Below are 21,099 nucleotides of genomic sequence, written 5' to 3' on the forward strand. Positions count from 1 at the left end.
CTTTTATACATTGCCGTATCTTTAGTGCTAACAGGGATTGTTCCGTATGATCAATTAGGCGTAAAAAATCCTGTTGCCTTCGCATTGAGCTACATTCATCAAGACTGGGTAGCCGGATTTATTTCATTGGGTGCAATTACAGGTATTACAACCGTACTGCTTGTAATGATGTATGGACAAACTCGCTTGTTTTATGCCATCAGCCGTGACGGGTTATTACCAAAAGTATTTTCTAGAGTAAGCAAAGAAAAACAAGTTCCATTTGTAAACACATGGTTAACGGGGTTGCTCGTTGCGTTTTTTGCAGGAGTCATTCCTTTAAACAAACTTGCGGAATTAACGAACATCGGAACATTATTCGCCTTTATCACTGTATCCATTGGCGTATTAATTTTACGGAAAACACAACCAAACTTAAAACGCGCATTTAAAGTTCCGATGGTTCCGCTCATTCCTTTGTTGGCTGTTGCATTTTGCGGTTATTTAGTTCTTCAATTGCCGGCAACAACATGGCTTAGCTTTGCGGCATGGTTATTAATTGGCTTAGTCATTTATTTCTTATATGGGCGCAAGAATAGTACACTTAACAATATGAAAGATGTAGAAGAGAAGGTTAGCTAAACTAAACTTCACAAAACGCTGTCTCATAAGGGTCTGACCACATGCACCATCCATGATATGTTAACGATGTATCATGGGGGAGGGGGGTCTGACCCTTCTTTTTTGGGATAGCTCTTTTTTATTTTGATATTGACGGTTAAATGCATTTCTTTATATACGTACAAATATAGTAAGCCATCTCCTTCATCTCAACGGATATTTTTGTTTAGTATGATTACACATGTATAAAATTACCGCTTGAGCTACCGACAAAAGTTTTTTATGATGTACGAATAATATTTTGAGAAAATTAAGTTTCGGTCTCTTTTACAACGAGGTGAAGTTGATGCTTAGCATATTATTGAAATTTAAAAAAGAGAGAACGATTGAACAGGAGATTTCCGAAATTCAGCAAGGAAATACGGATCTGCAAAATCGAATCATTCATGATTATAAGCCGTTTATTGCGAAAACCGTTTCCAGTGTATGTAAACGATTTATTAATGAAGGTGATGATGAATTTAGCATCGGATTAATTGCTTTTAATGAAGCGATTGAAAAATACTCGATTGATAAAGGAAGTTCGTTTATTGCTTTTGCTGAGTTGTTAATTAAAAGAAGAGTGATCGATTACATTCGAAAAGAGGCAAAATTAAGAACGGTTCATATCGAAGAGGAAGAGGAAAAAGATACGGCTCAGACCTATTTAGATACGAAGTTGTCAATGGAAGAATTTTATAAAAAAATAGAGCAAGAACAGCGCCGTGAAGAGATTATCCATTACCAAAAAGTATTAAAGGAGTTCGGAATTAGCTTTCAAGAATTAGTGGAACAGTCTCCAAAGCATTTTGATGCCCGTCTGAATGCCATTAAAGTAGCAAAGCTGCTGGCGGAGAATCGTGAACTTTGCACAAAGCTGTTCGAGAAAAAGCAATTGCCGATTAAACAGCTGCAGAGCATGGTTCATTTAAGCCGCAAAACATTAGAAAGAAACCGCAAGTATATTATTGCGATTACGATTGTTTTAACAGGTGATTATGTATATTTGAAAGACTATATTAAAGGGGTGCTTCAATAATGAGAAAAGGGATTGTATTAGAGGTTGATGAGGATTTCGTCACACTATTGACCCCTGAAGGAGAATTTATTCAAGTCAAGAAAGAAGGAGCTTATCAAATCGGCGAAGAAATCGGGAAATTACCGATGCAGCGGCAAAGAATGAAAAAAACGTTTTTTCGTTTTTCTTCATTTAAAATCGCGTTAACAAGCATGGTTGCCGTTTGTCTCCTTATTTTTGCGATGTTTTCTAGTTCAACATCTAATAAGGTGTATGCTTATTTGTCAATTGATATTAACCCGAGCATTGAAATTGCTGTAAATAAGGATTTAAAAGTTGTCAAAATAAAGGGGTATAACCAAGATGGAAAAATGATTGTTACCCGTCTATCTGATTGGCAGGGGGAACCATTTATTGACATTGCTAAGAAAATTATTGAGCTAAGTATAAAAAACGGTTATTTGCAGGAGGGAGAAGAAGTTCTCATTACCACCGTCAAAAAGGAAACAAGCCGTTCTTCTTCGCAGCAATTAGTGCAACAGTTAAATGAAGTAAAACAATCTTATGAAGCAAAAGATATTATTGTCACAACACAAACAAGCACATTAGAGGTAAGAAAAGAGGCAGTTGAAAAGGGATTTACTACGGGAAAATATTTGCGTTTAACAGAAAAAGCAAAAGAAAAGAGCGGGTCAAATCAAGAGCCATTACCATCGGGGGACGAAGTGCAGAAAGAAGCACCGGCTGTGCCAATCGGTGATGAAACAGAGCAAACAAAAGATACAGTTTCATCTCATGATACGAAGGAACAAAAGGAACAATGGAATCCAAGCCAGCAAGCGCCTCCTCATATAGAAGAAAAAGAGGAGCAGCTTCCAAAAGTTCCAGCGTCTTCTTCCCATCATCCAGATAAATTTCAGGAAAAATATGAAGAAAAAGAACAGAAAAGTCAAGAAAAGCAAAAGAAGAAGTTTGAGCAAAAGCAAGAAAAGAAAGAGAAGAAGCTTGAACGAAGACAGGAAAAGGAAAAAAAGAAGCGAAGGGAAGATGATGACAAAGAGCATGAATATAAAGATGAAGATGAAGATGATGATGATGGCAAAAAGCATGGCCATAAAGATGAAGAGGAAGATTAAATCCAGTGCTATGGTGCGCTGGATTTTCTTGTTATAATAGGGAAGAGTATATAAAAAAGAGGTGACGAAATTGTTAAGTGAGAAGTTATTGCAAAGTTTAAATGAGCAGATGAATTTTGAATTTTTTTCGGCGCACTCTTATATGGCAATGGCTGCCTACTGCTCATCAGAGGGGTTGGACGGCTTTGCCAACTTCTTTTTAGTGCAAGCGGAAGAAGAAAGATTTCATGCGATGAAATTTTATCATTTTATCAATGCGCTCGGTGAACGGGCGATTATTACCGGATTTCAGTCACCGAATAATGAATTTGCTTCCGTGCTCGATTGTTTTGAGAAGGCGCTTGCTCAAGAAAAAGAAGTAACAAAACGAATTTATAAGCTATCTGACATCGCGTGGGATGAGCGGGAACATGCAACGATTAACTTTCTGAAATGGTTTATTGATGAGCAAGTTGAGGAAGAAGATATGTTCGATAGCATTATTCAAAAGCTAAAGCGAATTCAAAATGATAATAATGCTTTATTTATGCTTGATAATGAATTCGCGAAACGAACATTTACACCAGAGGAGAAATAATAATTAGGAAAGAGGCTGACCGAAGCAAAGTGTCAAGGCTCCCGCAATATATCGTACATGAGTGATATATTGTGGGAAGGTGAAATCAGACACTTATCGATCAGCCTCTCGATTTATTATGCTTGAGTTCTGTTTGTTCCGACAAGTTGGCTTTGCGCTTGGGCAACTAGACGTTTTGTGATTTCTCCGCCGACAGAGCCATTTGCGCGGGACGCTGTATCGGAACCTAGTTGTACGCCAAATTCTTGGGCGATTTCGTATTTGATTTGGTCAAGCGCTTGTTCAATACCTGGTACAAGCAATTTATTGCTGCTTCTAGCCATTTTTGACTTCCTCCTTTATTGAAATAACAGCCTGTAAGTTTATTATGTTATTTCAATCGTTCATCTATAATGGTAATTACAGAGGATACCGCAATTTTCTGGCAGCCGCAGCCATATCGCTAATCCATTTTCATAATAACAGCTTGACCTTCAACAACTAACTGATGATGTTGATTGATAACGTTTGTTTCTAAAGTAACGATTTTTTTATCGTCTTGCTTATCAATAACTTTAGCGGTGATCGTAAGTGTATCGCCGATTTTAACCGGCGCCTTAAACCGCACATACTGTGATAAATAAATCGTGCCTTTCCCTGGCAGCTTCGTTCCGATAACAGTAGAAATATAACTCGTTGTCAGAAGCCCATGAGCGATTCGTTCTTTAAAGCGTGTTTGTTGCGCATATTCTTCATCGAGATGAATCGGATTGACATCGCCGGTTAATTTTGCAAAGGCGATAATGTCTTCATTCGTAATTGTTTTCGTAATTGAACGACAATCACCGATTTGAATCTCTTGATATGGAACAGAAGGAACTAATTTGGATAAGAGCTGCAAATCACTCTCCTTAGCCGTTTTTATTTGAAAAAAGGAGAATCAACTGCTTTCTCGATGAAGGCTTTTTGTGATTCTTTTATTTGTTCGAAATAGGATTTTAAAAATTTTTCCGCTTCTTCTCGGTTCGATTGTTGTTGTGAAAAAAATTGTTTGAATAAATTGGCAGTCTGCTGATAAAAAGCTTGAGAAACATTAAAAAACTCTTTGCTTGGGGTAAGAGCGATTTGCATGAACCGCTCGGCAATTTCGTCCAGCTGTGTCATCCATTTAGCGATTGTTTGACTTGCCTCGTCTCCCAATGTATTTCGCAGTTCTGTTTCTGTTTGTTTGCGGAATTGTTCAAGTTGTTGCTTCATTTCACTTCTTGCTTTTCCAAGATTTTCTGACGCTTGAGCGATCCACTGTTGTTGACGCTCTAAATGCTCCATAACTGCTTGTTCCACTTGTTTTCCGGAATGAAAAAACAAATCTACTCCTTTAAACCAGCCATCCCATACAGTATCGATTACTTGTGTAACATTTTCTTTCATTGCTCTTCCTCCTTAAAAATATTGTTATTTACTCAGTCTAGCTTCCTTCTTCCGGCTTATTTGGTGTTGTTTTTTCGGAGTTGCTTCTCTCGTTAAAAGGGAATAACATTTTTGTGTACATCGAAAAAAAAGTGTCAATCATTTGCTGGTATTGTTCAAGCGAGGCTGCCCATACTTCGAGATACTTTTCTCCCGTTTTTGTAAGTGAGTAAATCCGCTTTGCAGGTCCTCCTGAAGACGTATCCCATACGGAAGTAATTAATTGCTCCTTTTCTAATTGCCGCAACGTTCGGTAAATGTTGCCGGGGTCTATCGATTGGAATCCGAATTGGCTGAGACGTTCAATCAGCTTATAGCCGTGAAGACTGAAGTCGCGCAGACTGAGCAGTAAAAATGGGACAATAAAGTTTTTTGGAGCACCGGCAGGATATTTTTCGTGCAATGGCTGTTTATTTTCTTTGTTTGTCACGTGCTCACCTCATTGATATGCATTTTTTATATATATGTAGTTTACACTTATATATCGATTGTGTCAATAGATGGTATTCAACAAAATATGACATTCATTTAAAACATATGTATGAATAGATCGAAAATTAAGAATTGTTGAATAATATTTTGTTTCATTATAATAATAATTAGATGTAATTTTTACTAATTAACGAATTTTATGGAGGGGATAGCTTGATGAATGAGCAAAAAGTGTTTGATCCATTTTTAGCATGGAAGGAAATGTACGACAAAGCGGAAAGCTACATGGGGAAAATGCTCGGGGAAACAATGAGCAGTGAAGATTTTTCCAAATGGATGGGGAGTGTGCTCAATTTTAATCTTCAGCTTCAAAAAATCATTAAAGAAACAGCCGAACGCACTCTTTGGCAGGCAAATATGCCATCGAAAGAGGATGTAGCAAACGTTGCTTCGCTCGTTATCAATGTTGAAGAAAAAGTTGAAGATATGGGGGATTTGCTTGAAGAACAGCAAGATCATGCAAATGGAATGAAAAAAGAAATAACAAAATTAAAGAGCGACATAAAACGTTTAGAAGGAAAAATAGACAAGCTGTTGGCTCTCTTGGAAAAGGAAGAACGCATGCCAAACAGTGAACAATAGAAAACAGAAATATTTTTACGGTTATAAGCATACAAATAGTTTTGCGTAAAAAATAGTGAAATTAGGGGGCATGTTTGATGGTTCAATTAGAGGGGAAAGTAGCAGTCATTACAGGAGGCGGCAAAGGAATCGGAGCGGCAATCACAAGAGAATTGGCGCGCAACGGCGTCAAAGTTGTTGTGAACTATAACAAAAGCCGCGAAGCAGCTGAACAGCTCATCGCGGAAATTACAGAGAACGGCGGTGAGGGAATCGCTGTTCAGGCTGATGTGTCTTCACAGGAGGACGCAAATAAGCTGATTCATGCTGCTGTTGAGCAATACGGCAGACTCGATATTTTAGTGAACAATGCAGGAATTACACGCGACCGTACATTTAAAAAGCTTTCAAGCGAAGAATGGTATGAAGTCATTAACGTTAATTTGAATAGCGTGTATCATACAACGGCTGCAGCGCTTCCTTATATTATGGAATCAGATGCCGGACGAATTATTAATATTTCATCGATTATCGGTCAAGCCGGTGGATTTGGACAAACGAATTATGCAGCAGCTAAAGCAGGAATGATCGGCTTTACGAAATCATTAGCGTTAGAACTAGCGAAAACAGGGGTAACTGTTAACGCGATTTGTCCAGGTTTTATTGAGACAGATATGCTGGCAGAAGTGCCGGAAAATATTCGGGAACAAATTAAAGCAAAAATTCCGGCGCGCCGTTTTGGACATGCCGATGAAATTGCGCGCGGTGTTCTATATTTATGCCGGGACGGCGAGTATATTACAGGCCAACAATTAAATATTAACGGCGGTTTATATATGTAATCGTTTAGGTGTAGGTAATAGATGTCATGCAAAGAAAGGGAGTGAAAGCGGATGTTTTCAACTTCTTCATTGATGAAAGAGTGGGAGAAACTTTTAGATGCCATGCCCGACAATTTGAAAGGCTCCTATAATCGTTTTAAACGAGCAGCAGAAATTGTTATGATTGAAGCGGAACCAGAAGTCGGACTTACACCTAAAGAGATTATCTGGAAAAAAAACAAAACAAAGTTATATCGTTACGTTCCGACACAGACAAAACTTCATAAAGTGCCAATTTTGCTTGTTTATGCTTTAATTAATAAGCCATATATTCTCGATTTAACACCTGGAAACAGCTTAGTTGAATATTTAGTGAATCGCGGTTTTGATGTATATCTGCTTGATTGGGGAACACCGGGATTAGAAGATCGAAAGATGAAATTAGATGACTACATTTTGGATTATATCCCTCGTGCCGTGAAAAAAGTGCTGAAGACTGCTAAGGCGGAAGAAATTTCAATCTTAGGCTATTGCATGGGCGGAACGATGACTTCTATTTTTGCAGCACTGCATCCAGACTTGCCGATTCGCAACCTCATCTTTTTAACAAGTCCATTTGATTTTTCCGATACAGGGTTATATGGTGTATTCCTTGATGAACGTTACTTTAACTTAGATAAAGCAGTAGACACATTTGGCATTATTCCTGGTGAGATGATTGATTTTGGCAATAAGATGCTTAAGCCGTTGACAAACTTTTACGGACCGTATGTCACGCTGCTCGATCGTTCAGAAAACCAAAAATTTGTGGAAAGCTGGAAGTTAATGCAAAAGTGGGTGACTGACGGAATTCCGTTCCCTGGAGAAGCATACCGCCAATGGATTCGCGAGTTTTATCAACAAAATAAGCTGATAAAAGGGGAATTATTCATTCGCGGGCGCCGCGTTGATTTAAAAAATATTAAGGCGAATGTGTTAAATATTGCTGCCAGCCGTGATCATATCGCCATGCCGCATCAGGTTGAAGCTTTAATGGATGCTATTTCAAGTGAAGATAAAGAATATGTTTTAATGGAAACTGGTCATGTCTCTGTCGTGTTTGGACCAAAAGCGGTGAAAATCACTTATCCAACGATTGGGAACTGGCTTGAACAACGGTCAAATTAAATAAATCAGGGGGATGTTTTTAAAGCATCCTCCTATATTTTATGGCGAGAATCTGTAGAAGTCGAAAGAAAACACTTTATATTTATCATAAACAGCAGAGAAGACTCCCGCTTCAAACGACATGTAAGGGTGCTAAGTGGGAGTAGTTCAAGTAAAGGAATTTCATTTGCTGGAGGAAAATAAACGAAGAGGCTGCCTCATAAGGGGATGACCCTGACTGTTGAGATAGCCTCTTTTTGTTATTATTTTACAGAATGACAATAAAGCTTAAGGAAATGATAAATTACGAATAAAATTACCGAGACTGTTATGAGTGGTAATTGTAAAAAATGGCTTTTTAATTGCTTATTCCGCGCATTCATTTTTCAGGAAGTGAGACAACAAAAGCATGTGTACCGGTACGAGAAAACTTACATTAATAAATCAAGGTAGGAATGTGATATGGAATGGACAGAACGTTTGTATCGGTATTGGCGTTGCTTTACCATGTTTAGATGCGCTCATTACAGAAGGGACTGAGAAGAAAGAAAGAGGTACGATTACTTCTATTTACAGTTCCATGCGCTTTATCGGTGTTGCTTTAGGACCGCCAATAATCGCTTTATTAATGAAGCAATCAACAAATATTATGTTTTATTTATTAACCGGCTTATGTTTGTTAGCCAGCATTGTGATTTTAACAGCGATAAAACCATCGCAGGAAGGAAGTGATTCAGCATGAAAGCTGTGACATATCAAGGAATGAAAGATGTAAAGATAAAAAATGTGCCCGCCCCTTCGATTTTAAAGGATGATGACATTATTGTAAAAATTACGAGTACGGCTATTTGCGGCTCCGATCTGCATCTTATTCATGGAATGATTCCAAATATGCCGCACGATTTTATTATCGGTCACGAACCGATGGGGATTGTCGAAGAAGTAGGGCGAGGTGTAACGAAAGTGAAAAAAGGCGATCGTGTCATTGTGCCGTTTACGATTGCATGCGGGCAATGTTGGTACTGTCAAAATGATTTAGAAAGCCAATGTGACACTTCTAATCCTTATGGAGAAAGCGGTGCATATTTTGGTTATTCGGAGACGTTCGGCGGGTATCCAGGCGGTCAGGCAGAATATTTACGTGTTCCGTTTGCTAATTTTATGCCATTTGTCGTTCCGGAGGATTGTGAACTGGAAGACGAACAATTACTGTTTCTATCTGATATTATTCCAACCGCTTTTTGGGGAGTAGACAGTAGCGGTGTTAAGGACGGCGATACTGTTGTTGTTTTAGGATGCGGTCCGGTCGGGCTGTTAACGCAAAAATTTGCTTGGTTAAAAGGAGCTAAACGCGTTATAGCTGTCGATTACATTGGATATAGGCTCGAGCATGCCAAGAAAGTGAACAATGTAGAAATCATTGATTTTACACAATACAAAAATGTCGGTGAATATATAAAGGAAATAACAGGTGGCGGGGCAGATGTCGTCATTGATTGTGTCGGTTTAGATGGGAAAATGACCGCACTTGAAATGATTGGTTCAGCGTTAAAAATACACGGTGGGGCAATGGGAGCTATCGTTATAGCTTCACAGGCGGTGAGAAAAGGCGGAACCGTCCAGCTAGTCGGCGTGTACGGCACAAGATATAATCAATTTCCGCTCGGCGATTTTTTTGCTCGTAATATTACGCTGAAAATGGGACAAGCTCCTGTCATTCATTACATTCCAAAGCTGTACGAGTGGATTGTTGAAGGAAAATTTGATCCGACCGATATTATTACGCATCGCTTGCCTTTAGAAGAGGCACCGCACGCCTACGAAATTTTTGATGAAAAGAAAGACAATTGCATTAAAGTTGTGCTGAAGCCATAGTAAAATGAGAAGCGGAAGAGGCTGACCCTAAAACAAAGTGTCAGACCCCTCCACCATATATAGGACATAACGTCGAATGAAAACACTATATATGATGGGTTTTGCGTGAGGTCAGACACTTTTCGGTCAGCCCTTTTTTAGTGAAAATGAGGGAGAGGAATGAAATGCTGGAAAACATTATAGGAATATTTGTGTTGCTGTTAATTCTTTTTCCGATTATTGCGATTTCTTTTTCAATGCATCGGGAATACAGAGTAAGCAAGCCAAGTTTTGTTCCGTTAAATATTAGAGGAAATCGATGAGAAACTCCGTAAACGGTTGTTATTTTTATTGAAGCCGTTGCGAAATTTACCTTTTGTATCTCGCACAGAGATGAAAATTGTCTCCTATACATATGAAGGGGCGTTGTTTGTTCTTGTTGTAACCGATAGCCAATTCATTGAAATTGTCGACATAAAAGCAAGCATTTTCTATGGAGTGACTCTTTATTATTCAGTGACAAAAGAAGAGAAACAAGAGCGGCGGCTGCATCTTGATGATAAAACTTATCCATACATCTTATTAAAAATACAAAATTATATTCATAATGTGAGAGGCAGGGTACATTTAGAAGAAATACAAAGAAAGTGAATATGTTTGATGGAAGAAAAGGCTGTCTCTAAACAGTTCGCCCTCTGCAATGCCGCTATTCAAAGAAATGGGCGTTATTTACAAAAGTACGTGCCTAGTGAGACAGCCTTATCTTTTTAATCTTGACCATAGCTTACATCTTTGCTTGGATGCATGAACGGAGCCCCTTTTGGACGTTTTTTCTCTTCAATAAGTTTACGGTTTTCCTCCGTATTCCAACCAATATCGTTTGTCGGATGCACCCATTCGTCTCCAGACATAACGCTTGGGTCAGTATCTTCGCTCCATTGATTGAGCGGGGAGTTCGGGGAATTGTATTTACTATCACCGATAACCACTCCATATTTATTAACAAATGGTGGCTGCATTTTTATGCCTGTCCTTTTAAAGGAAGGAGCAGCAATTTGGTGCGGCTGTGTTTCATCTAAGATGGGTGACTGTATCACTTCTTTTTTCTTTTCCATTGTTATCACCTCGATTTTAGTTTGTCCGTGGCGGTGGTTGTTATGAATAAAAAAATTCATTTTGAATGACATTAAGAAAAAAGAGGAGGGGGAAAGTTGAAAAATCCATTATTTCCAGTTGCGAATTTAGAAGGAGATACGCTTCTGAAAGTGCAGGAATTTGAGAAAACATTGCGTGAAGAAACAGGCGAGGAATTTGTATTGATTGTATATCAACGTAAAGAAACAAATGACAAATGAACAAAATTCCTTTCATGATTAAGTAGTTGTTGGAACAGATTAATAACGTGATAAAAATGAAGGAGGGCTTTTTTATGAAACGAAAAGCGGGTTTCGATGCAGCCAAAACAAACAATCAAACACCAACAGAAAGTTTACCGCATGATGAAGTTACTGCACAATATGCAGGTGGAGAAGATATGATTCGCGGTGCAAATCGAAACTCAAAGCAAGGCAGACAAGGGGAATAACAATGACAAAGAAAACGGCGAAAAATAAAGAAATTGGGCATACTATCCCAATTTCAGGCGATATTCTACGCGAAGAATTTGGAACAGAAACAGGCGATTTCAATTCATATAAGATGATGGAATTAATGGAAGAAGCAAAGAGAAGACAAAAAAAAGATTAACTTATTAAGAGGCTGTCTCAAAGCCAAAGTCAGATCCCGCAACATAAATATATAGAACATAATATATATTTTTGTGAAACGCACGTTGAGGTCAGACTCTTATGAGACAGCCTCTTTACTTGTTAAGCGAGCTTCATGTTATTATTACGGACTTGAAAAAAGGATAATGGAGCAAAATACGTTTTGGCGATTAAATGAACCGGGTCAAAATAAATAATCATGACGGTTGAAGTTGGCTGTACTTCTTTTGTTTTGATGTATTGCTGCAAGTCAAACGGCACAATTTCCATTACTGTATGTTTAAAAAGTTCTTTCTCATTCAACTGCAGCGATGCAAATTCCTCACCGAGCAGACTTGGTTTTTCTAATAACTGCTGGTAAATGCTTGAGCGTAAGTTTTTATCTGTTTTTTCCTCCCACCACGGTTTGCGCGGCTTATGTTTTTGATTGCGTAAATAGTCGTATTTCATCAATCCTTCAATGATTGGGAGATCCGCAATATTTTTTTTCTGTAAAAATTGATAAAGGCGCCGGAATAAATCTTCCAGTTGATGGCCGATGCGCGCCCAACCTTGTTCATCCCAATACGTTCCGAATTCTTGGAAGAAATCAAACGGGGTCGGGAATATATGAGATACTAAATATTCAATCGTCTCATCCATTCGGTGGGCATTCCAATATTTTTCAAGCACATCTTCAACTTGTTTGATGCGAATAATCTCTTCAAACGAAAGAACGTTGTTGCTTAAAATTTCATAAGGTGCATGGTCCATAAAGACGTAATCGTGTTCTTTGGCACGAAGGCGAAGGCCGGTGCCGCGCAGCATTTTTAAAAAGCCTAACTGCAATTCTTCCGGGCGGAGTGCGAACACATCATTGAACGTCTTTCTAAATGAAGTATAATCTTCTTCCGGCAGTCCGGCGATTAAATCTAAATGTTGGGCGATTTTTCCGCCCTCTTTTACCATTGTGACGGTGCGGGTTAACTTTTCGAAATTTTGCTTGCGCATCACCAGCTTATTTACTTCGTCATTTGTTGATTGGACGCCAATTTCAAAGCGGAAAAGACCAGGCGGCGCTTCCTTATTTAAAAATTCAATGACTTCAGGGCGCATAATGTCGGCTGTGATTTCAAACTGAAATACCGTGCCTGGAACATGTTCCTCGATAAGGAATTGAAACATATCCATCGCATAGCTGCGGCTTATATTAAACGTTCTGTCGACAAATTTAATCGTTTTTGCTCCATGCTTCATCAAATAGCGAATATCGTCCTTAATCTTTTCGCGGTCAAAATAGCGTACCCCTACTTCAATGGAAGACAGACAAAATTGACAGCTAAATGGGCAGCCGCGGCTTGTCTCAATATATGTGACGCGCTTTGATAAATGCGGAAGATCTTCCGGAAAGCGAAACGGCGACGGCATCTCTGCCAAATTGATTTTATTGCGCTGCGGATTAATGATGATTTCTCCATTTTTACGAAACGCAAGGCCGTGTACGTTTTCAAAATCTTTCTTATCGTGCAGTTGGAATAAAAATTGTTTAAACGTTTCCTCGCCTTCGCCAATAACAATAAAATCAAATTCCGTCACTTTTTCCATCCACTCACGCACATCATAGGAAACTTCCGGGCCGCCGGCGACAATAATGATGGAAGGATCGATTTTTTTTAGCATTTTAACGACTTTAATCGTTTCTTCAATGTTCCAAATATAACAGCTAAACCCGATAACATGAGGTTTTTTTCGATAAAGATCAATGACAATGTTCATCGCCGGGTCCTTAATGGTGTACTCGACAAGTTGTATATCAAACTCAGGTTGAGCATATGCTTTTAAATAGCGAATCGCTAAATTTGTATGAATATATTTCGCGTTTAACGTGGTACAAATAATGTTCATTTATACAAAACTCCTTTATTTCCTAAAGAGTGTATTTGTTTGAAAACAACATTTTATTATAACACATTTTGGACAAAAAGCCGTTAAAAAATAAAAGTTCTGTTATCCATCTCAAATAATAAACTGGAAACTTCATTGTATTTATGGTATATTACGGTAAAATTCGTAATTTAACATAAAAATTTAAATTTTTTAAAAAATTCAGGAAGGATTAAGAAAACTTTATAGAGAATATAAAAATGATAAACTTCGGAAATCCTCTAAGAAAAGGAGGAGGGGAACTAATGAATAGCAGCCTTTCTCCTCGCGAAGAGCAAAAACAGCAAATCGATGTGAAAGCGCTAGAGGAAGAAAATAAGTGGCTGAAGGAACAGTTAAACAGCTATTCTATTATTTTTGAACGGTCTTTAGATGCGATTATGATTTTTAATCAAAACGGTGAATTTGTTGAAATAAATGAGGCAGCATGTAAATTGTTCGAAATGGAAAAAGAAGAGCTTATCGGTCAAAACTTTAAAACATTCCTCGATCTTGTTCCGCCTGATATATTGCAATTTCAACGTTCTATGTTACATAAATTCGGTTCATTTAGCGATGAACTCATTATTAAACTGAAAAATGGAAAAATCAAACATATTGAGTTTTCGATTAAGAAAGATGCATTCAATAATTTTGATTTAGCGATTATGAGGGACATTTCCTCAAGAAAAGCACTGGAACGAGAACGAACCATTAATGAGTTTTTGTTCAGAGATGTGTTTAATCGTGCCGTAGACGGGATTGTTATTTTTGACGAATCCGGACGCTTTATCGATGTAAATCCGGCTTTTTGTATGAGTTTAAACTTTGACAAAGCGACACTGCTCTGCTTGTCATTTCAACAGTTTATTGCCAGCGAATATAAAGAAGATTTCGAAAAACTTTTGCGTGAATTAAAGGAAAAGGGAACGGCAAAAGGAGAGCTTTCTCTAGTTCTTTTGGATGGAACCGTTAAAATGTTTGAGCTGACGACAACTTCAAATGTATACAGCGGTTTTTATATGGCGATTATGCGCGATGTAACAGATAAGAAAAATATGGAGGTTAAGCTGCAAAAAAGCGAAGAAAGGTTTCGTGCTATTTTTGAACAGGCGCATGAAGCGATTATTATTTGTGATAATCAAGGAAATATTTTAAACGCAAACCCGGCAGCGAGCCGGACGTTTGAGCTGCCGCTGAAACAGCTTGTAAAATGCAATTTAAAAAACTTTTTTGACTATAAAGATAAAAAAGTCAAAAAGATGATCAGGGATTTTCTTAAGACTGGAGAAATTCGCGATGAACTTACTTTCCATATGCCGAATGGAGAAGACAAGCAGCTTGAATTTACATCAAAGCGTGGAGTTGTTGACGGGCACCATTTGACGATTTTCCGCAATGTCAGCGAAAGGAGAAAAATGGAAAAAGTATTGCGGGAGAGCGAACAAAAATTCCGCAGTATTTTTGATCATGCAATGAATGGCATCCTTTTATGGGACCATCAATATCGAATTATTGATGTGAATCCGATTGCATGCGAAATTTTCAATGCCTCAAAGAAACAGTTGCTTTATCAACCCGTCTGTGAATTTATCTCGGAGAAAGAAAGGAAAAACTTTTACAAATTGCTTAAACAGTGTGAACGCACCGGGGAAGCTTATGCAGAAATGAGCTTAAGTTCTGATGGCAAAAAGCAAAAAATCGTTGAATTTTCGTTAAAGCGGGAAATTATTCCCGGTGTCAGCATGATGATGCTTCGTGATGTGACGGAACGAAAAGAATTAGAGGAACGATTGCGAAAATCTGATACATTAAATGTTGTAGGTGAACTTGCGGCGGGAATTGCCCATGAAATTCGCAATCCGATGACAGCTTTAAAGGGGTTTATCCAACTGTTGCAAAACAGTATTAAAGAAGATTATTCGATGTATTTCAATGTGATCACATCAGAATTGCAGCGCATCGAGTCGATTATTACCGAATTTCTCGTTTTGGCAAAACCGCAGGCTGTTCAGTATAAACAAAATGACGTAAGAAAAATTATGCAGGATACGATTGATTTGTTAGGTGCGCAGGCAATGATGCATAATGTGCAAATTATCGCCAAATACAGCGAACAGCTGCCTTTCATTTATTGTGAGCCTAACCAATTAAAACAAGTGTTTATTAATATGCTGAAAAATGCCATTGAAGTCATGCCAAAAGGCGGTACGATTACAGTGGCAATTAAACCGCTCGATGAGCAGCATATTCAAATTTCCATTACGGATCAAGGATGCGGAATTCCTGAAGATAAAATTAAAAAGCTTGGGGAACCGTTTTACACAACGAAGGAAAGAGGAACTGGACTTGGCTTAATGGTAAGTTATAAAATTATTGAAGAGCATCAAGGAAAAATAGAAGTGAAAAGCCAAGTAGGAGTTGGCACGACGTTTTATATTACATTGCCGACAGAGCGGGAGAAAGAGGAGTACGATGAACTTGGAATATAGCGTTTATATGTCAAAGCAGTTTGGACCAATTTATGTTGTTTCCGATGGAGAAGCAATTGTCCGTATTGAGCTTTTTGAAGAGAATTGGCAGCAATTGTTCCAAAAACACCGAATGATAAAAAGTGATTCCCCGTTGTTACACAGTGCTGTAAAGCAATTGGAGGAATATTTTGCCGGCAAAAGAAAAGCATTTGATTTGCCGATTAAATGGAAAGGAACCGCTTTTCAAGAGAAAGTGTGGAAGGCATTGTGTGAAATTCCGTACGGGGAAACGGTCAGTTACGCGGATATTGCAGAAAAGATCGGTCATCCGAAAGCAGTAAGGGCCATCGGGCAGGCGAATCGCGCAAACAACCTTGCGATTATCGTGCCATGCCATCGGGTGATTGGAAAAAATCAAAAATTAGTTGGATATGCAGGGAATCGAATCGATGTAAAAGAAAAACTGCTTGAACTTGAAAAAGAAAATAGTAAAAGCTGCCTCATAAGGGTCTGACCTGCGGTTTAGAGGGGGTCTGACCCTTTTTTGAGACAGCTTGGATTTGTTCTCATTTCTTCTGTATGTGGGATAACGCCAAGGCGCCGACTAAAATTCCGCCTTTTATAATATCTTGAGCGTAATATGGCACGTTCATCATTGTTAATCCGTTCAGCAACACACCGATTAAAATGGAGCCGAACATCGTTCCGATGACATTTGGCTTTCCGATGCCGAAAACGGAAATACCAATAAAAGCCGCAGCAACCCCATCCATTAATAACGGTGCGCCTGCTGAAACTTGTCCTGTACCGATTCGGGAGGCAAGAACGATTCCAGCGATGGCGGCAAACAAGCCGCTGATAACGTAAGCATATGTGCGATAGCGGTTAACAGGAATTCCAGAAAGCCGGGCAGCTTCGCGATTTTCGCCTGTCATATAAAAGAGACGTCCCGGTTTTGTGTACGTCAAAAATAGATGAGAAACAAAAACTAAAAAGAGCATTAACAATACAGAAAATGGAATGCCAAGCCACTCGCCTTGTCCGATAAATAAAAAGGAAGGAATAAATTTTCCCGGCGCTGTTCCGCCCTCAGGAAGCGGCATATCATTATAAATCGAAAAACCTTTTGTGTAAGTAAGCTGTATGCCGTTAATGATGTACATCACTGCTAATGTGGCGAGTAAATCAGGAAGTTTTAATTTTACAATCAGCAACGAATTTAAAAGTCCGACTGCGATGCCTAATAAAATAGGTACAAGCAATGTAACAAGAATTTCTTGGCGATATAATACAAGCGCAGCTGCACTGGCAATCGTTGATAAGCTGACCGTAGAGCCAACCGATAAATCAAATCCGTCAACAATTAAGGAAAAGGTGATGCCAATCGCAACAAGCGTCACAATGGAAATCGAGCGCAAAATATCGCTGAAATTTTCATACGTAAAAAATTGCTCAATTGTCATGCTGAAGTAAGTAATCACTGCCAAAATAGCGAGCAATGTCCCGTGTTTATATAAAATTTGCAGAAGAGAAGTTTTTCGTTGTTTCTCTTTTGTTACGACGGCAGTTTGTGCCACGAAGTTTCACCTCCGCTACTGTAATAAACCAGTTTTTCATGCGTTGCTTCCTCAGCGGAAAACGTCTTAACAAACTTTCCATCTACCATGACATGAATCGTATCTGCGATATCGAGCAATTCTTGAAACTCATTCGTCAAGTACAGAATTGCTTTCCCTTGTTTTGCAAGTGATTGAATGATGGAGAAAATTTCTGCTTTAGCGTTTACATCGATTCCTTTCGTCGGTTCATCGAAAATGAACACTTCACTATTTGTGCTCAACCATTTACCAATGACTACTTTCTGCTGATTGCCGCCGCTTAAATGTCTCACCGTTATTTTTGGAAAAGAAGGATGGATTTTTAAAGACTCAATTAAATTTAATGCAAGCTTTTCTTCTCTCTGTCTATGAATCCACTGAAAGTTTGTCAGTGAAGATAGGAGACGAACGGTTAAATTTTTTTGGACGCTCTCGTTCATAAATAATCCTTGTTTGCGCCGTTCCTCAGGGATGTAGGAAATCCCTGCCTCAATCGCTTCGATGGGGGAAGAAATGGTATATTCTTTTCCGTTAATCCGCCATTGTCCGCTTGTTTTTTCTAATCCAAACAAACTATGAGCCAGTTCTGTTTTTCCGGCCCCTACAAGACCGGCAATTCCGACGATTTCGCCTTTGCGAATTTGTAGATTTACGGTTGTTTTTGTTTTTGGAATGAATAAATTTTTTACTTCGAAAGCGATTGTTTCGTCCAATGTTCTTTTTTCTTTTTTGGCGGATTTATAAGTACGGCCGATCATGTGTTCAACCATTTGCTCGATTGTAATGTCTGATATAGGTGAACTGTGAACTACTTTACCATCGCGTAAAATCGTAACACAGTCGCAAATCTCTTTGATTTCTCCCAGTTTATGAGAAATATAAATAAACGAAACACCTTTTGCTTTTAGCTTCCGGATAATTTGAAATAATGTCTTTGTTTCTGCGGTGCTTAAAGGAGCTGTCGGCTCATCTAAAATAATATATTTGGCGGAAGAAGACAGAACTTTCGCCAGTAAAATCAGCTGTTTTTCATGGAGACTGCACTCATAGACAAGCTTATTGACGTCCATTTCCAAACCGACTTGGCGCAATAATTCCTTTGCCCGCTGCTTTTGGTTGTTCCATGAGAGAAACGGAGATGTCTTTGTGTCGATGATTTCATTGGCGATAATATTTTCACAGACGGATAGGGCGGGAAAAAGGACGGTATCTACCTCCTGGGCAACAAGGCCGATTCCTGCTTTTTTTGCATCGAGAGGGGAGGAAAACGTATATTGTTTCCCATCAATCATAATTGTTCCGTCATCAGGAGGAAAATCGCCTGCAAGAATTTTCATTAATGTACTTTTTCCAGCCCCGTTCATTCCTAAGAGGGCGTGAACTTCCCCTTGCTTTACATGGAAATTCACGCCGTTTAGTACGGTTACTTTGTCGAATGATTTAGAGATGTTCAACATTTGCAACTCATTCATTATTTTTTCACCTGTTCTTCCAATGCTTTCATCCATGGAGAGACGGCAACATTTGATTTGCCCCAGCCTTCGATATATTCGCCAAGCTGTTTCATTGAAATTTGTTCGTTTGGCAAGTCAGCTTTTTTCACTAAATGAGGCTCAAGCGAATAAATATTTGGCGTTTTTTCTCCGGCCATTTTTTGATATGCAAAGCGGACTTGCACTCTTCCGACTTCCGCAGGATCGGTAGCTGTTGTCGCTACCCAAGGACTGTTGTTTTGTTGAATCATTTGCAAGTCTTCATCGCTTAAATCGATACCATACACTTTAATTTCATTTCGTCCGGCTTGTTGAATCGCGCGGACAGCGCCTTTGGCAAATTCATCCCAAGTCGCGAAAACAGCATCAATATCCCCTTTGTTTGGATACTTTTTCAAAATGGCTTCCATTTGCGCTTGTGTATCGAGTGCGGTATTGGCGCTTGCTGTACCGAACTTTGCTACTTCTTTAATATTTGGATAGCGCTTTTTAAATGCGTCGTAAATGATGTGACGGCGCTCCATTGGCGTGAATCCGCCAACCCAAATTGTCACAATTTCACCTTCACCGTTTAAATCTTCCGCAAGTGTTTTTAATGTCTTCCATGCTAAGCTGTAATCATCTTGATCAATGACGGTAACGCCCGGCACGTTTAAATCGTTATCAAATGCAACGACAGCAATTCCTTTAGCGACGGCTTTTTCCACAGGAGCTTGCAACGCATCGGCACGGCCATGGTCTAAGAGAATGGCATCAACATTTTGTGTAATCGCGGTTTCCACATAGGAAGCCATTTTTGATAAGTCGTTGTCAGCGTTGTAAATTTGCACTTCACCGCCAAACTTTTCAACTTGTTCTTTTACTCCTGCAATATATTGCGAGGAGAATGTACCGATGGACATTTGCATAATCGCAGCAATTTTTATTGGTTTTTTCAATTTTTCCGGAATTTCTGCGTTTTCGGTTGTTGCCGATTTTGCTTCTGTTTTTTGTGAGGTAGCTTGCTCTTGTTTTGGCTGACTGACGGCATCCTGCTCATTTGTGCAGCCGCCAAGAATCAAGCTGAATAAAGCAGCTGAAATGAACAACTTTTTTAACAATTTCACGATTGTTCCTCCTTAAAATAAATTTGCAAGAGCTTCTGTATAATTTCCGCGAATAATTCCTTTCTCTGTAATAATGGCAGTAATCAGTTCGTTTGGTGTTACATCAAAGGCAGGGTTGTATACTTTTACTCCCTCTGGAGCGATACGAGTTCCGGAAATATGGGTAACTTCATCTGCGTTTCGCTCTTCAATTGGAATGTCGGCTCCCGTATTTGTTTTTAAATCGATCGTTGACAGGGGAGCAGCGACATAAAACGGAATGTTAAATGCTTTAGCGAGCAAGGCGAGCCCGAATGTGCCGATTTTATTTGCTGTATCACCGTTAGCGGCGATGCGATCCGCCCCGACGATGACAGCGTTAATTCCTTTTGTGAGAATCGTTTGGGCTGCCATATTATCTGTAATAAGTGTTACATCCACTCCGGCTTTCATAAGCTCCCATGTTGTTAATCTTGCTCCTTGCAATACAGGTCTCGTTTCAGAAGCGAATACTTTTAACTCAATGCCTTTTTCTTTCGCCAAATAGAAAGGGGCAAGCGCAGTGCCATATTTGGCGGTAGCGATGGAGCCGGCGTTACAAATCGTTAATATTTTGTCACCATCTTTAAAAAGTGATAAAGCGTGTTCGCCGATTTGCCGGCAAACTTCCTCATCTTCAATTTGAATGCAAATCGCTTCATGAATGAGCGTTGTTTTTGCTTCATTGACGGAAGAGACGTTTTCGACGCTGGAAAGCAAGCGATCAAGGGCCCAAAAAAGATTAACAGCCGTGGGCCGCGAGCTTGCTAAATAGTCCCGGTCTTTTTGTAAAAGCTGTTTAAACTTGATGATGGATTCAGTTTGATAACTTTGTGCTGCCAGAGCAAGTCCGTATGCTGCTGTAATGCCGATGGCAGGAGCACCACGTACTTTTAGTGAGAAAATCGCTTCCCATACATCCTTAATCTCTTTTAATTCTAAATATTCAGTCTCTAATGGCAGCTTTTGTTGATTTAAAATTGTAATATGAGTCTCATTCCATTCCACTGAGCGTGGAATTGTTACGGTTTCATTCATTGAAGCTCTCT

At 39.1% G+C, this 21,099-nt stretch carries 25 protein-coding genes and 1 pseudogene; 16 read left to right on the forward strand and 10 right to left on the reverse strand.

Annotated features, from left to right (window positions below):
- From B0I26_RS00175 to B0I26_RS00190, 4 genes are all read left to right on the forward strand, one after another.
- Positions 1 to 621: APC family permease (locus B0I26_RS00175; RefSeq protein ID WP_146612792.1), on the forward strand; the 621-nt coding region annotated here is incomplete at its 5' end.
- A 316-nt stretch (positions 622 to 937) separates the two neighbouring features.
- The gene (gene sigI, locus B0I26_RS00180; protein ID WP_245934693.1) at positions 938 to 1,678 is read left to right on the forward strand and encodes an RNA polymerase sigma factor SigI; all 741 of its coding nucleotides are present in this window, start codon (positions 938 to 940) and stop codon (positions 1,676 to 1,678) included.
- Entirely contained in the window at positions 1,678 to 2,793 is a 1,116-nt protein-coding gene (locus B0I26_RS00185; protein ID WP_111643460.1) for an anti-sigma factor domain-containing protein, read from the forward strand. Before sigI ends, B0I26_RS00185 begins: the two co-directional genes overlap by 1 nt.
- Before the next feature lie 70 nt (positions 2,794 to 2,863).
- A complete protein-coding gene (locus B0I26_RS00190) occupies positions 2,864 to 3,370 on the forward strand; it encodes a ferritin (RefSeq protein WP_111643461.1) in 507 nt (168 codons plus the stop codon).
- A 116-nt stretch (positions 3,371 to 3,486) separates the two neighbouring features.
- Here the strand turns inward: B0I26_RS00190 and B0I26_RS00195 are convergent, their stop codons facing one another.
- The 4 genes from B0I26_RS00195 to phaQ all read right to left on the reverse strand — a co-directional run bounded on the left by B0I26_RS00195 (position 3,487) and on the right by phaQ (position 5,249).
- Positions 3,487 to 3,693: an alpha/beta-type small acid-soluble spore protein gene (locus B0I26_RS00195; RefSeq protein ID WP_111643462.1), complete on the reverse strand. Its 207-nt coding sequence runs from the start codon at positions 3,691 to 3,693 to the stop codon at positions 3,487 to 3,489.
- Between the two features lie 119 nt (positions 3,694 to 3,812).
- Positions 3,813 to 4,250 carry a MaoC family dehydratase gene (locus B0I26_RS00200; RefSeq protein ID WP_111643463.1) on the reverse strand — a complete coding sequence of 146 codons (438 nt, stop codon included), beginning with the start codon at positions 4,248 to 4,250 and terminating at the stop codon, positions 3,813 to 3,815.
- A 20-nt stretch (positions 4,251 to 4,270) separates the two neighbouring features.
- Positions 4,271 to 4,780, reverse strand: coding sequence for a hypothetical protein (locus B0I26_RS00205; RefSeq protein WP_111643464.1), 510 nt, complete (start codon positions 4,778 to 4,780; stop codon positions 4,271 to 4,273).
- Between the two features lie 37 nt (positions 4,781 to 4,817).
- Positions 4,818 to 5,249, reverse strand: a complete 432-nt coding sequence (gene phaQ, locus B0I26_RS00210) for a poly-beta-hydroxybutyrate-responsive repressor (protein ID WP_111643465.1) — start codon at positions 5,247 to 5,249, stop codon at positions 4,818 to 4,820.
- 218 nt (positions 5,250 to 5,467) lie between these two features.
- Between phaQ and phaR the strand changes: the two genes are divergently transcribed.
- From phaR to B0I26_RS00240, 7 genes and pseudogenes are all read left to right on the forward strand, one after another.
- Positions 5,468 to 5,893, forward strand: coding sequence for a polyhydroxyalkanoic acid synthase subunit PhaR (phaR, locus tag B0I26_RS00215; protein WP_111643466.1), 426 nt, complete (start codon positions 5,468 to 5,470; stop codon positions 5,891 to 5,893).
- A gap of 77 nt (positions 5,894 to 5,970) precedes the next feature.
- Positions 5,971 to 6,714: a 3-oxoacyl-ACP reductase gene (locus B0I26_RS00220; protein ID WP_111643467.1), complete on the forward strand. Its 744-nt coding sequence runs from the start codon at positions 5,971 to 5,973 to the stop codon at positions 6,712 to 6,714.
- 51 nt (positions 6,715 to 6,765) lie between these two features.
- Entirely contained in the window at positions 6,766 to 7,860 is a 1,095-nt protein-coding gene (phaC, locus tag B0I26_RS00225; RefSeq protein ID WP_111643468.1) for a class III poly(R)-hydroxyalkanoic acid synthase subunit PhaC, read from the forward strand.
- Between the two features lie 463 nt (positions 7,861 to 8,323).
- Positions 8,324 to 8,581: pseudogene (locus B0I26_RS00230) on the forward strand (MFS transporter); the annotation flags it as partial.
- Complete coding sequence (locus B0I26_RS00235; RefSeq protein WP_111643470.1) at positions 8,578 to 9,714, forward strand: zinc-dependent alcohol dehydrogenase; 1,137 nt, start codon at positions 8,578 to 8,580, stop codon at positions 9,712 to 9,714. The pseudogene B0I26_RS00230 and the gene B0I26_RS00235, both read left to right, overlap by 4 nt.
- 164 nt (positions 9,715 to 9,878) lie before the next feature.
- Positions 9,879 to 10,016, forward strand: a complete 138-nt coding sequence (locus B0I26_RS18125; RefSeq protein WP_181502645.1) for a hypothetical protein — start codon at positions 9,879 to 9,881, stop codon at positions 10,014 to 10,016.
- A 28-nt stretch (positions 10,017 to 10,044) separates the two neighbouring features.
- Complete coding sequence (locus tag B0I26_RS00240) at positions 10,045 to 10,344, forward strand: hypothetical protein (protein ID WP_146612788.1); 300 nt, start codon at positions 10,045 to 10,047, stop codon at positions 10,342 to 10,344.
- Between the two features lie 116 nt (positions 10,345 to 10,460).
- Here the strand turns inward: B0I26_RS00240 and B0I26_RS00245 are convergent, their stop codons facing one another.
- Positions 10,461 to 10,808 (reverse strand): DUF3905 domain-containing protein, encoded by a 348-nt coding sequence (locus tag B0I26_RS00245; RefSeq protein ID WP_111643472.1) that lies wholly within the window; start codon positions 10,806 to 10,808, stop codon positions 10,461 to 10,463.
- 96 nt (positions 10,809 to 10,904) lie between these two features.
- On the opposite strand from B0I26_RS00245, the gene B0I26_RS18130 reads away from it, so the two are divergent.
- From B0I26_RS18130 to B0I26_RS18140, 3 genes are all read left to right on the forward strand, one after another.
- The gene (locus tag B0I26_RS18130) at positions 10,905 to 11,048 is read left to right on the forward strand and encodes a hypothetical protein (RefSeq protein ID WP_181502646.1); all 144 of its coding nucleotides are present in this window, start codon (positions 10,905 to 10,907) and stop codon (positions 11,046 to 11,048) included.
- Positions 11,049 to 11,122: 74 nt separating this feature from the next.
- Positions 11,123 to 11,278 carry a hypothetical protein gene (locus tag B0I26_RS18135; protein WP_181502647.1) on the forward strand — a complete coding sequence of 52 codons (156 nt, stop codon included), beginning with the start codon at positions 11,123 to 11,125 and terminating at the stop codon, positions 11,276 to 11,278.
- Positions 11,279 to 11,280: 2 nt separating this feature from the next.
- On the forward strand, positions 11,281 to 11,439 hold the full coding sequence (locus B0I26_RS18140) for a hypothetical protein (RefSeq protein WP_181502648.1): 159 nt from the start codon (positions 11,281 to 11,283) through the stop codon (positions 11,437 to 11,439).
- Positions 11,440 to 11,561: 122 nt separating this feature from the next.
- Here B0I26_RS18140 and B0I26_RS00250 read toward each other — a convergent pair whose 3' ends face one another.
- Positions 11,562 to 13,343, reverse strand: coding sequence for a B12-binding domain-containing radical SAM protein (locus B0I26_RS00250; protein WP_111643473.1), 1,782 nt, complete (start codon positions 13,341 to 13,343; stop codon positions 11,562 to 11,564).
- Positions 13,344 to 13,627: 284 nt separating this feature from the next.
- Between B0I26_RS00250 and B0I26_RS00255 the strand changes: the two genes are divergently transcribed.
- Both B0I26_RS00255 and B0I26_RS00260 read left to right on the forward strand, forming a co-directional pair.
- A complete protein-coding gene (locus tag B0I26_RS00255) occupies positions 13,628 to 15,853 on the forward strand; it encodes a PAS domain-containing sensor histidine kinase (RefSeq protein ID WP_111643474.1) in 2,226 nt (741 codons plus the stop codon).
- Complete coding sequence (locus tag B0I26_RS00260; protein ID WP_111643475.1) at positions 15,837 to 16,349, forward strand: methylated-DNA--[protein]-cysteine S-methyltransferase; 513 nt, start codon at positions 15,837 to 15,839, stop codon at positions 16,347 to 16,349. Before B0I26_RS00255 ends, B0I26_RS00260 begins: the two co-directional genes overlap by 17 nt.
- A gap of 52 nt (positions 16,350 to 16,401) precedes the next feature.
- On the opposite strand, the gene B0I26_RS00265 is transcribed toward B0I26_RS00260, so the two are convergent.
- Genes B0I26_RS00265 through mtnA form a run of 4 tightly spaced genes read right to left on the reverse strand, consistent with a single transcriptional unit; the run spans position 16,402 to position 21,088 of the window.
- A complete protein-coding gene (locus B0I26_RS00265) occupies positions 16,402 to 17,412 on the reverse strand; it encodes an ABC transporter permease (RefSeq protein WP_111643476.1) in 1,011 nt (336 codons plus the stop codon).
- Complete coding sequence (locus B0I26_RS00270) at positions 17,391 to 18,905, reverse strand: sugar ABC transporter ATP-binding protein (protein ID WP_111643477.1); 1,515 nt, start codon at positions 18,903 to 18,905, stop codon at positions 17,391 to 17,393. Before B0I26_RS00270 ends, B0I26_RS00265 begins: the two co-directional genes overlap by 22 nt.
- Positions 18,905 to 20,032 carry a sugar ABC transporter substrate-binding protein gene (locus tag B0I26_RS00275; protein WP_111643478.1) on the reverse strand — a complete coding sequence of 376 codons (1,128 nt, stop codon included), beginning with the start codon at positions 20,030 to 20,032 and terminating at the stop codon, positions 18,905 to 18,907. Before B0I26_RS00275 ends, B0I26_RS00270 begins: the two co-directional genes overlap by 1 nt.
- Positions 20,033 to 20,044: 12 nt before the next feature.
- A complete protein-coding gene (mtnA, locus tag B0I26_RS00280) occupies positions 20,045 to 21,088 on the reverse strand; it encodes an S-methyl-5-thioribose-1-phosphate isomerase (RefSeq protein WP_111643479.1) in 1,044 nt (347 codons plus the stop codon).
- Positions 21,089 to 21,099 lie beyond the last annotated feature (11 nt).

The sequence above is a fragment of the Paranoxybacillus vitaminiphilus genome, from assembly GCF_003259935.1.
In the GTDB taxonomy this organism is placed as follows: Bacteria; Bacillota; Bacilli; order Bacillales; family Anoxybacillaceae; genus Paranoxybacillus; species Paranoxybacillus vitaminiphilus.

What these genes read in the sequence shown, in the direction of transcription:
- B0I26_RS00185 (WP_111643460.1), top strand. Translation starts at nt 1,678, where the DNA reads ATGAGAAAAGGGATTGTATTAGAGGTTGATGAGGATTTCGTCACACTA.
- B0I26_RS00195 (WP_111643462.1), bottom strand. Translation starts at nt 3,693, where the DNA reads ATGGCTAGAAGCAGCAATAAATTGCTTGTACCAGGTATTGAACAAGCG.
- B0I26_RS00205 (WP_111643464.1), bottom strand. Translation starts at nt 4,780, where the DNA reads ATGAAAGAAAATGTTACACAAGTAATCGATACTGTATGGGATGGCTGG.
- phaR (WP_111643466.1), top strand. Translation starts at nt 5,468, where the DNA reads ATGAATGAGCAAAAAGTGTTTGATCCATTTTTAGCATGGAAGGAAATG.
- B0I26_RS00220 (WP_111643467.1), top strand. Translation starts at nt 5,971, where the DNA reads ATGGTTCAATTAGAGGGGAAAGTAGCAGTCATTACAGGAGGCGGCAAA.
- phaC (WP_111643468.1), top strand. Translation starts at nt 6,766, where the DNA reads ATGTTTTCAACTTCTTCATTGATGAAAGAGTGGGAGAAACTTTTAGAT.
- B0I26_RS00235 (WP_111643470.1), top strand. Translation starts at nt 8,578, where the DNA reads ATGAAAGCTGTGACATATCAAGGAATGAAAGATGTAAAGATAAAAAAT.
- B0I26_RS18125 (WP_181502645.1), top strand. Translation starts at nt 9,879, where the DNA reads ATGCTGGAAAACATTATAGGAATATTTGTGTTGCTGTTAATTCTTTTT.
- B0I26_RS00245 (WP_111643472.1), bottom strand. Translation starts at nt 10,808, where the DNA reads ATGGAAAAGAAAAAAGAAGTGATACAGTCACCCATCTTAGATGAAACA.
- B0I26_RS18135 (WP_181502647.1), top strand. Translation starts at nt 11,123, where the DNA reads ATGAAACGAAAAGCGGGTTTCGATGCAGCCAAAACAAACAATCAAACA.
- B0I26_RS18140 (WP_181502648.1), top strand. Translation starts at nt 11,281, where the DNA reads ATGACAAAGAAAACGGCGAAAAATAAAGAAATTGGGCATACTATCCCA.
- B0I26_RS00250 (WP_111643473.1), bottom strand. Translation starts at nt 13,343, where the DNA reads ATGAACATTATTTGTACCACGTTAAACGCGAAATATATTCATACAAAT.
- B0I26_RS00255 (WP_111643474.1), top strand. Translation starts at nt 13,628, where the DNA reads ATGAATAGCAGCCTTTCTCCTCGCGAAGAGCAAAAACAGCAAATCGAT.
- B0I26_RS00260 (WP_111643475.1), top strand. Translation starts at nt 15,837, where the DNA reads ATGAACTTGGAATATAGCGTTTATATGTCAAAGCAGTTTGGACCAATT.
- B0I26_RS00270 (WP_111643477.1), bottom strand. Translation starts at nt 18,905, where the DNA reads ATGAATGAGTTGCAAATGTTGAACATCTCTAAATCATTCGACAAAGTA.
- mtnA (WP_111643479.1), bottom strand. Translation starts at nt 21,088, where the DNA reads ATGAATGAAACCGTAACAATTCCACGCTCAGTGGAATGGAATGAGACT.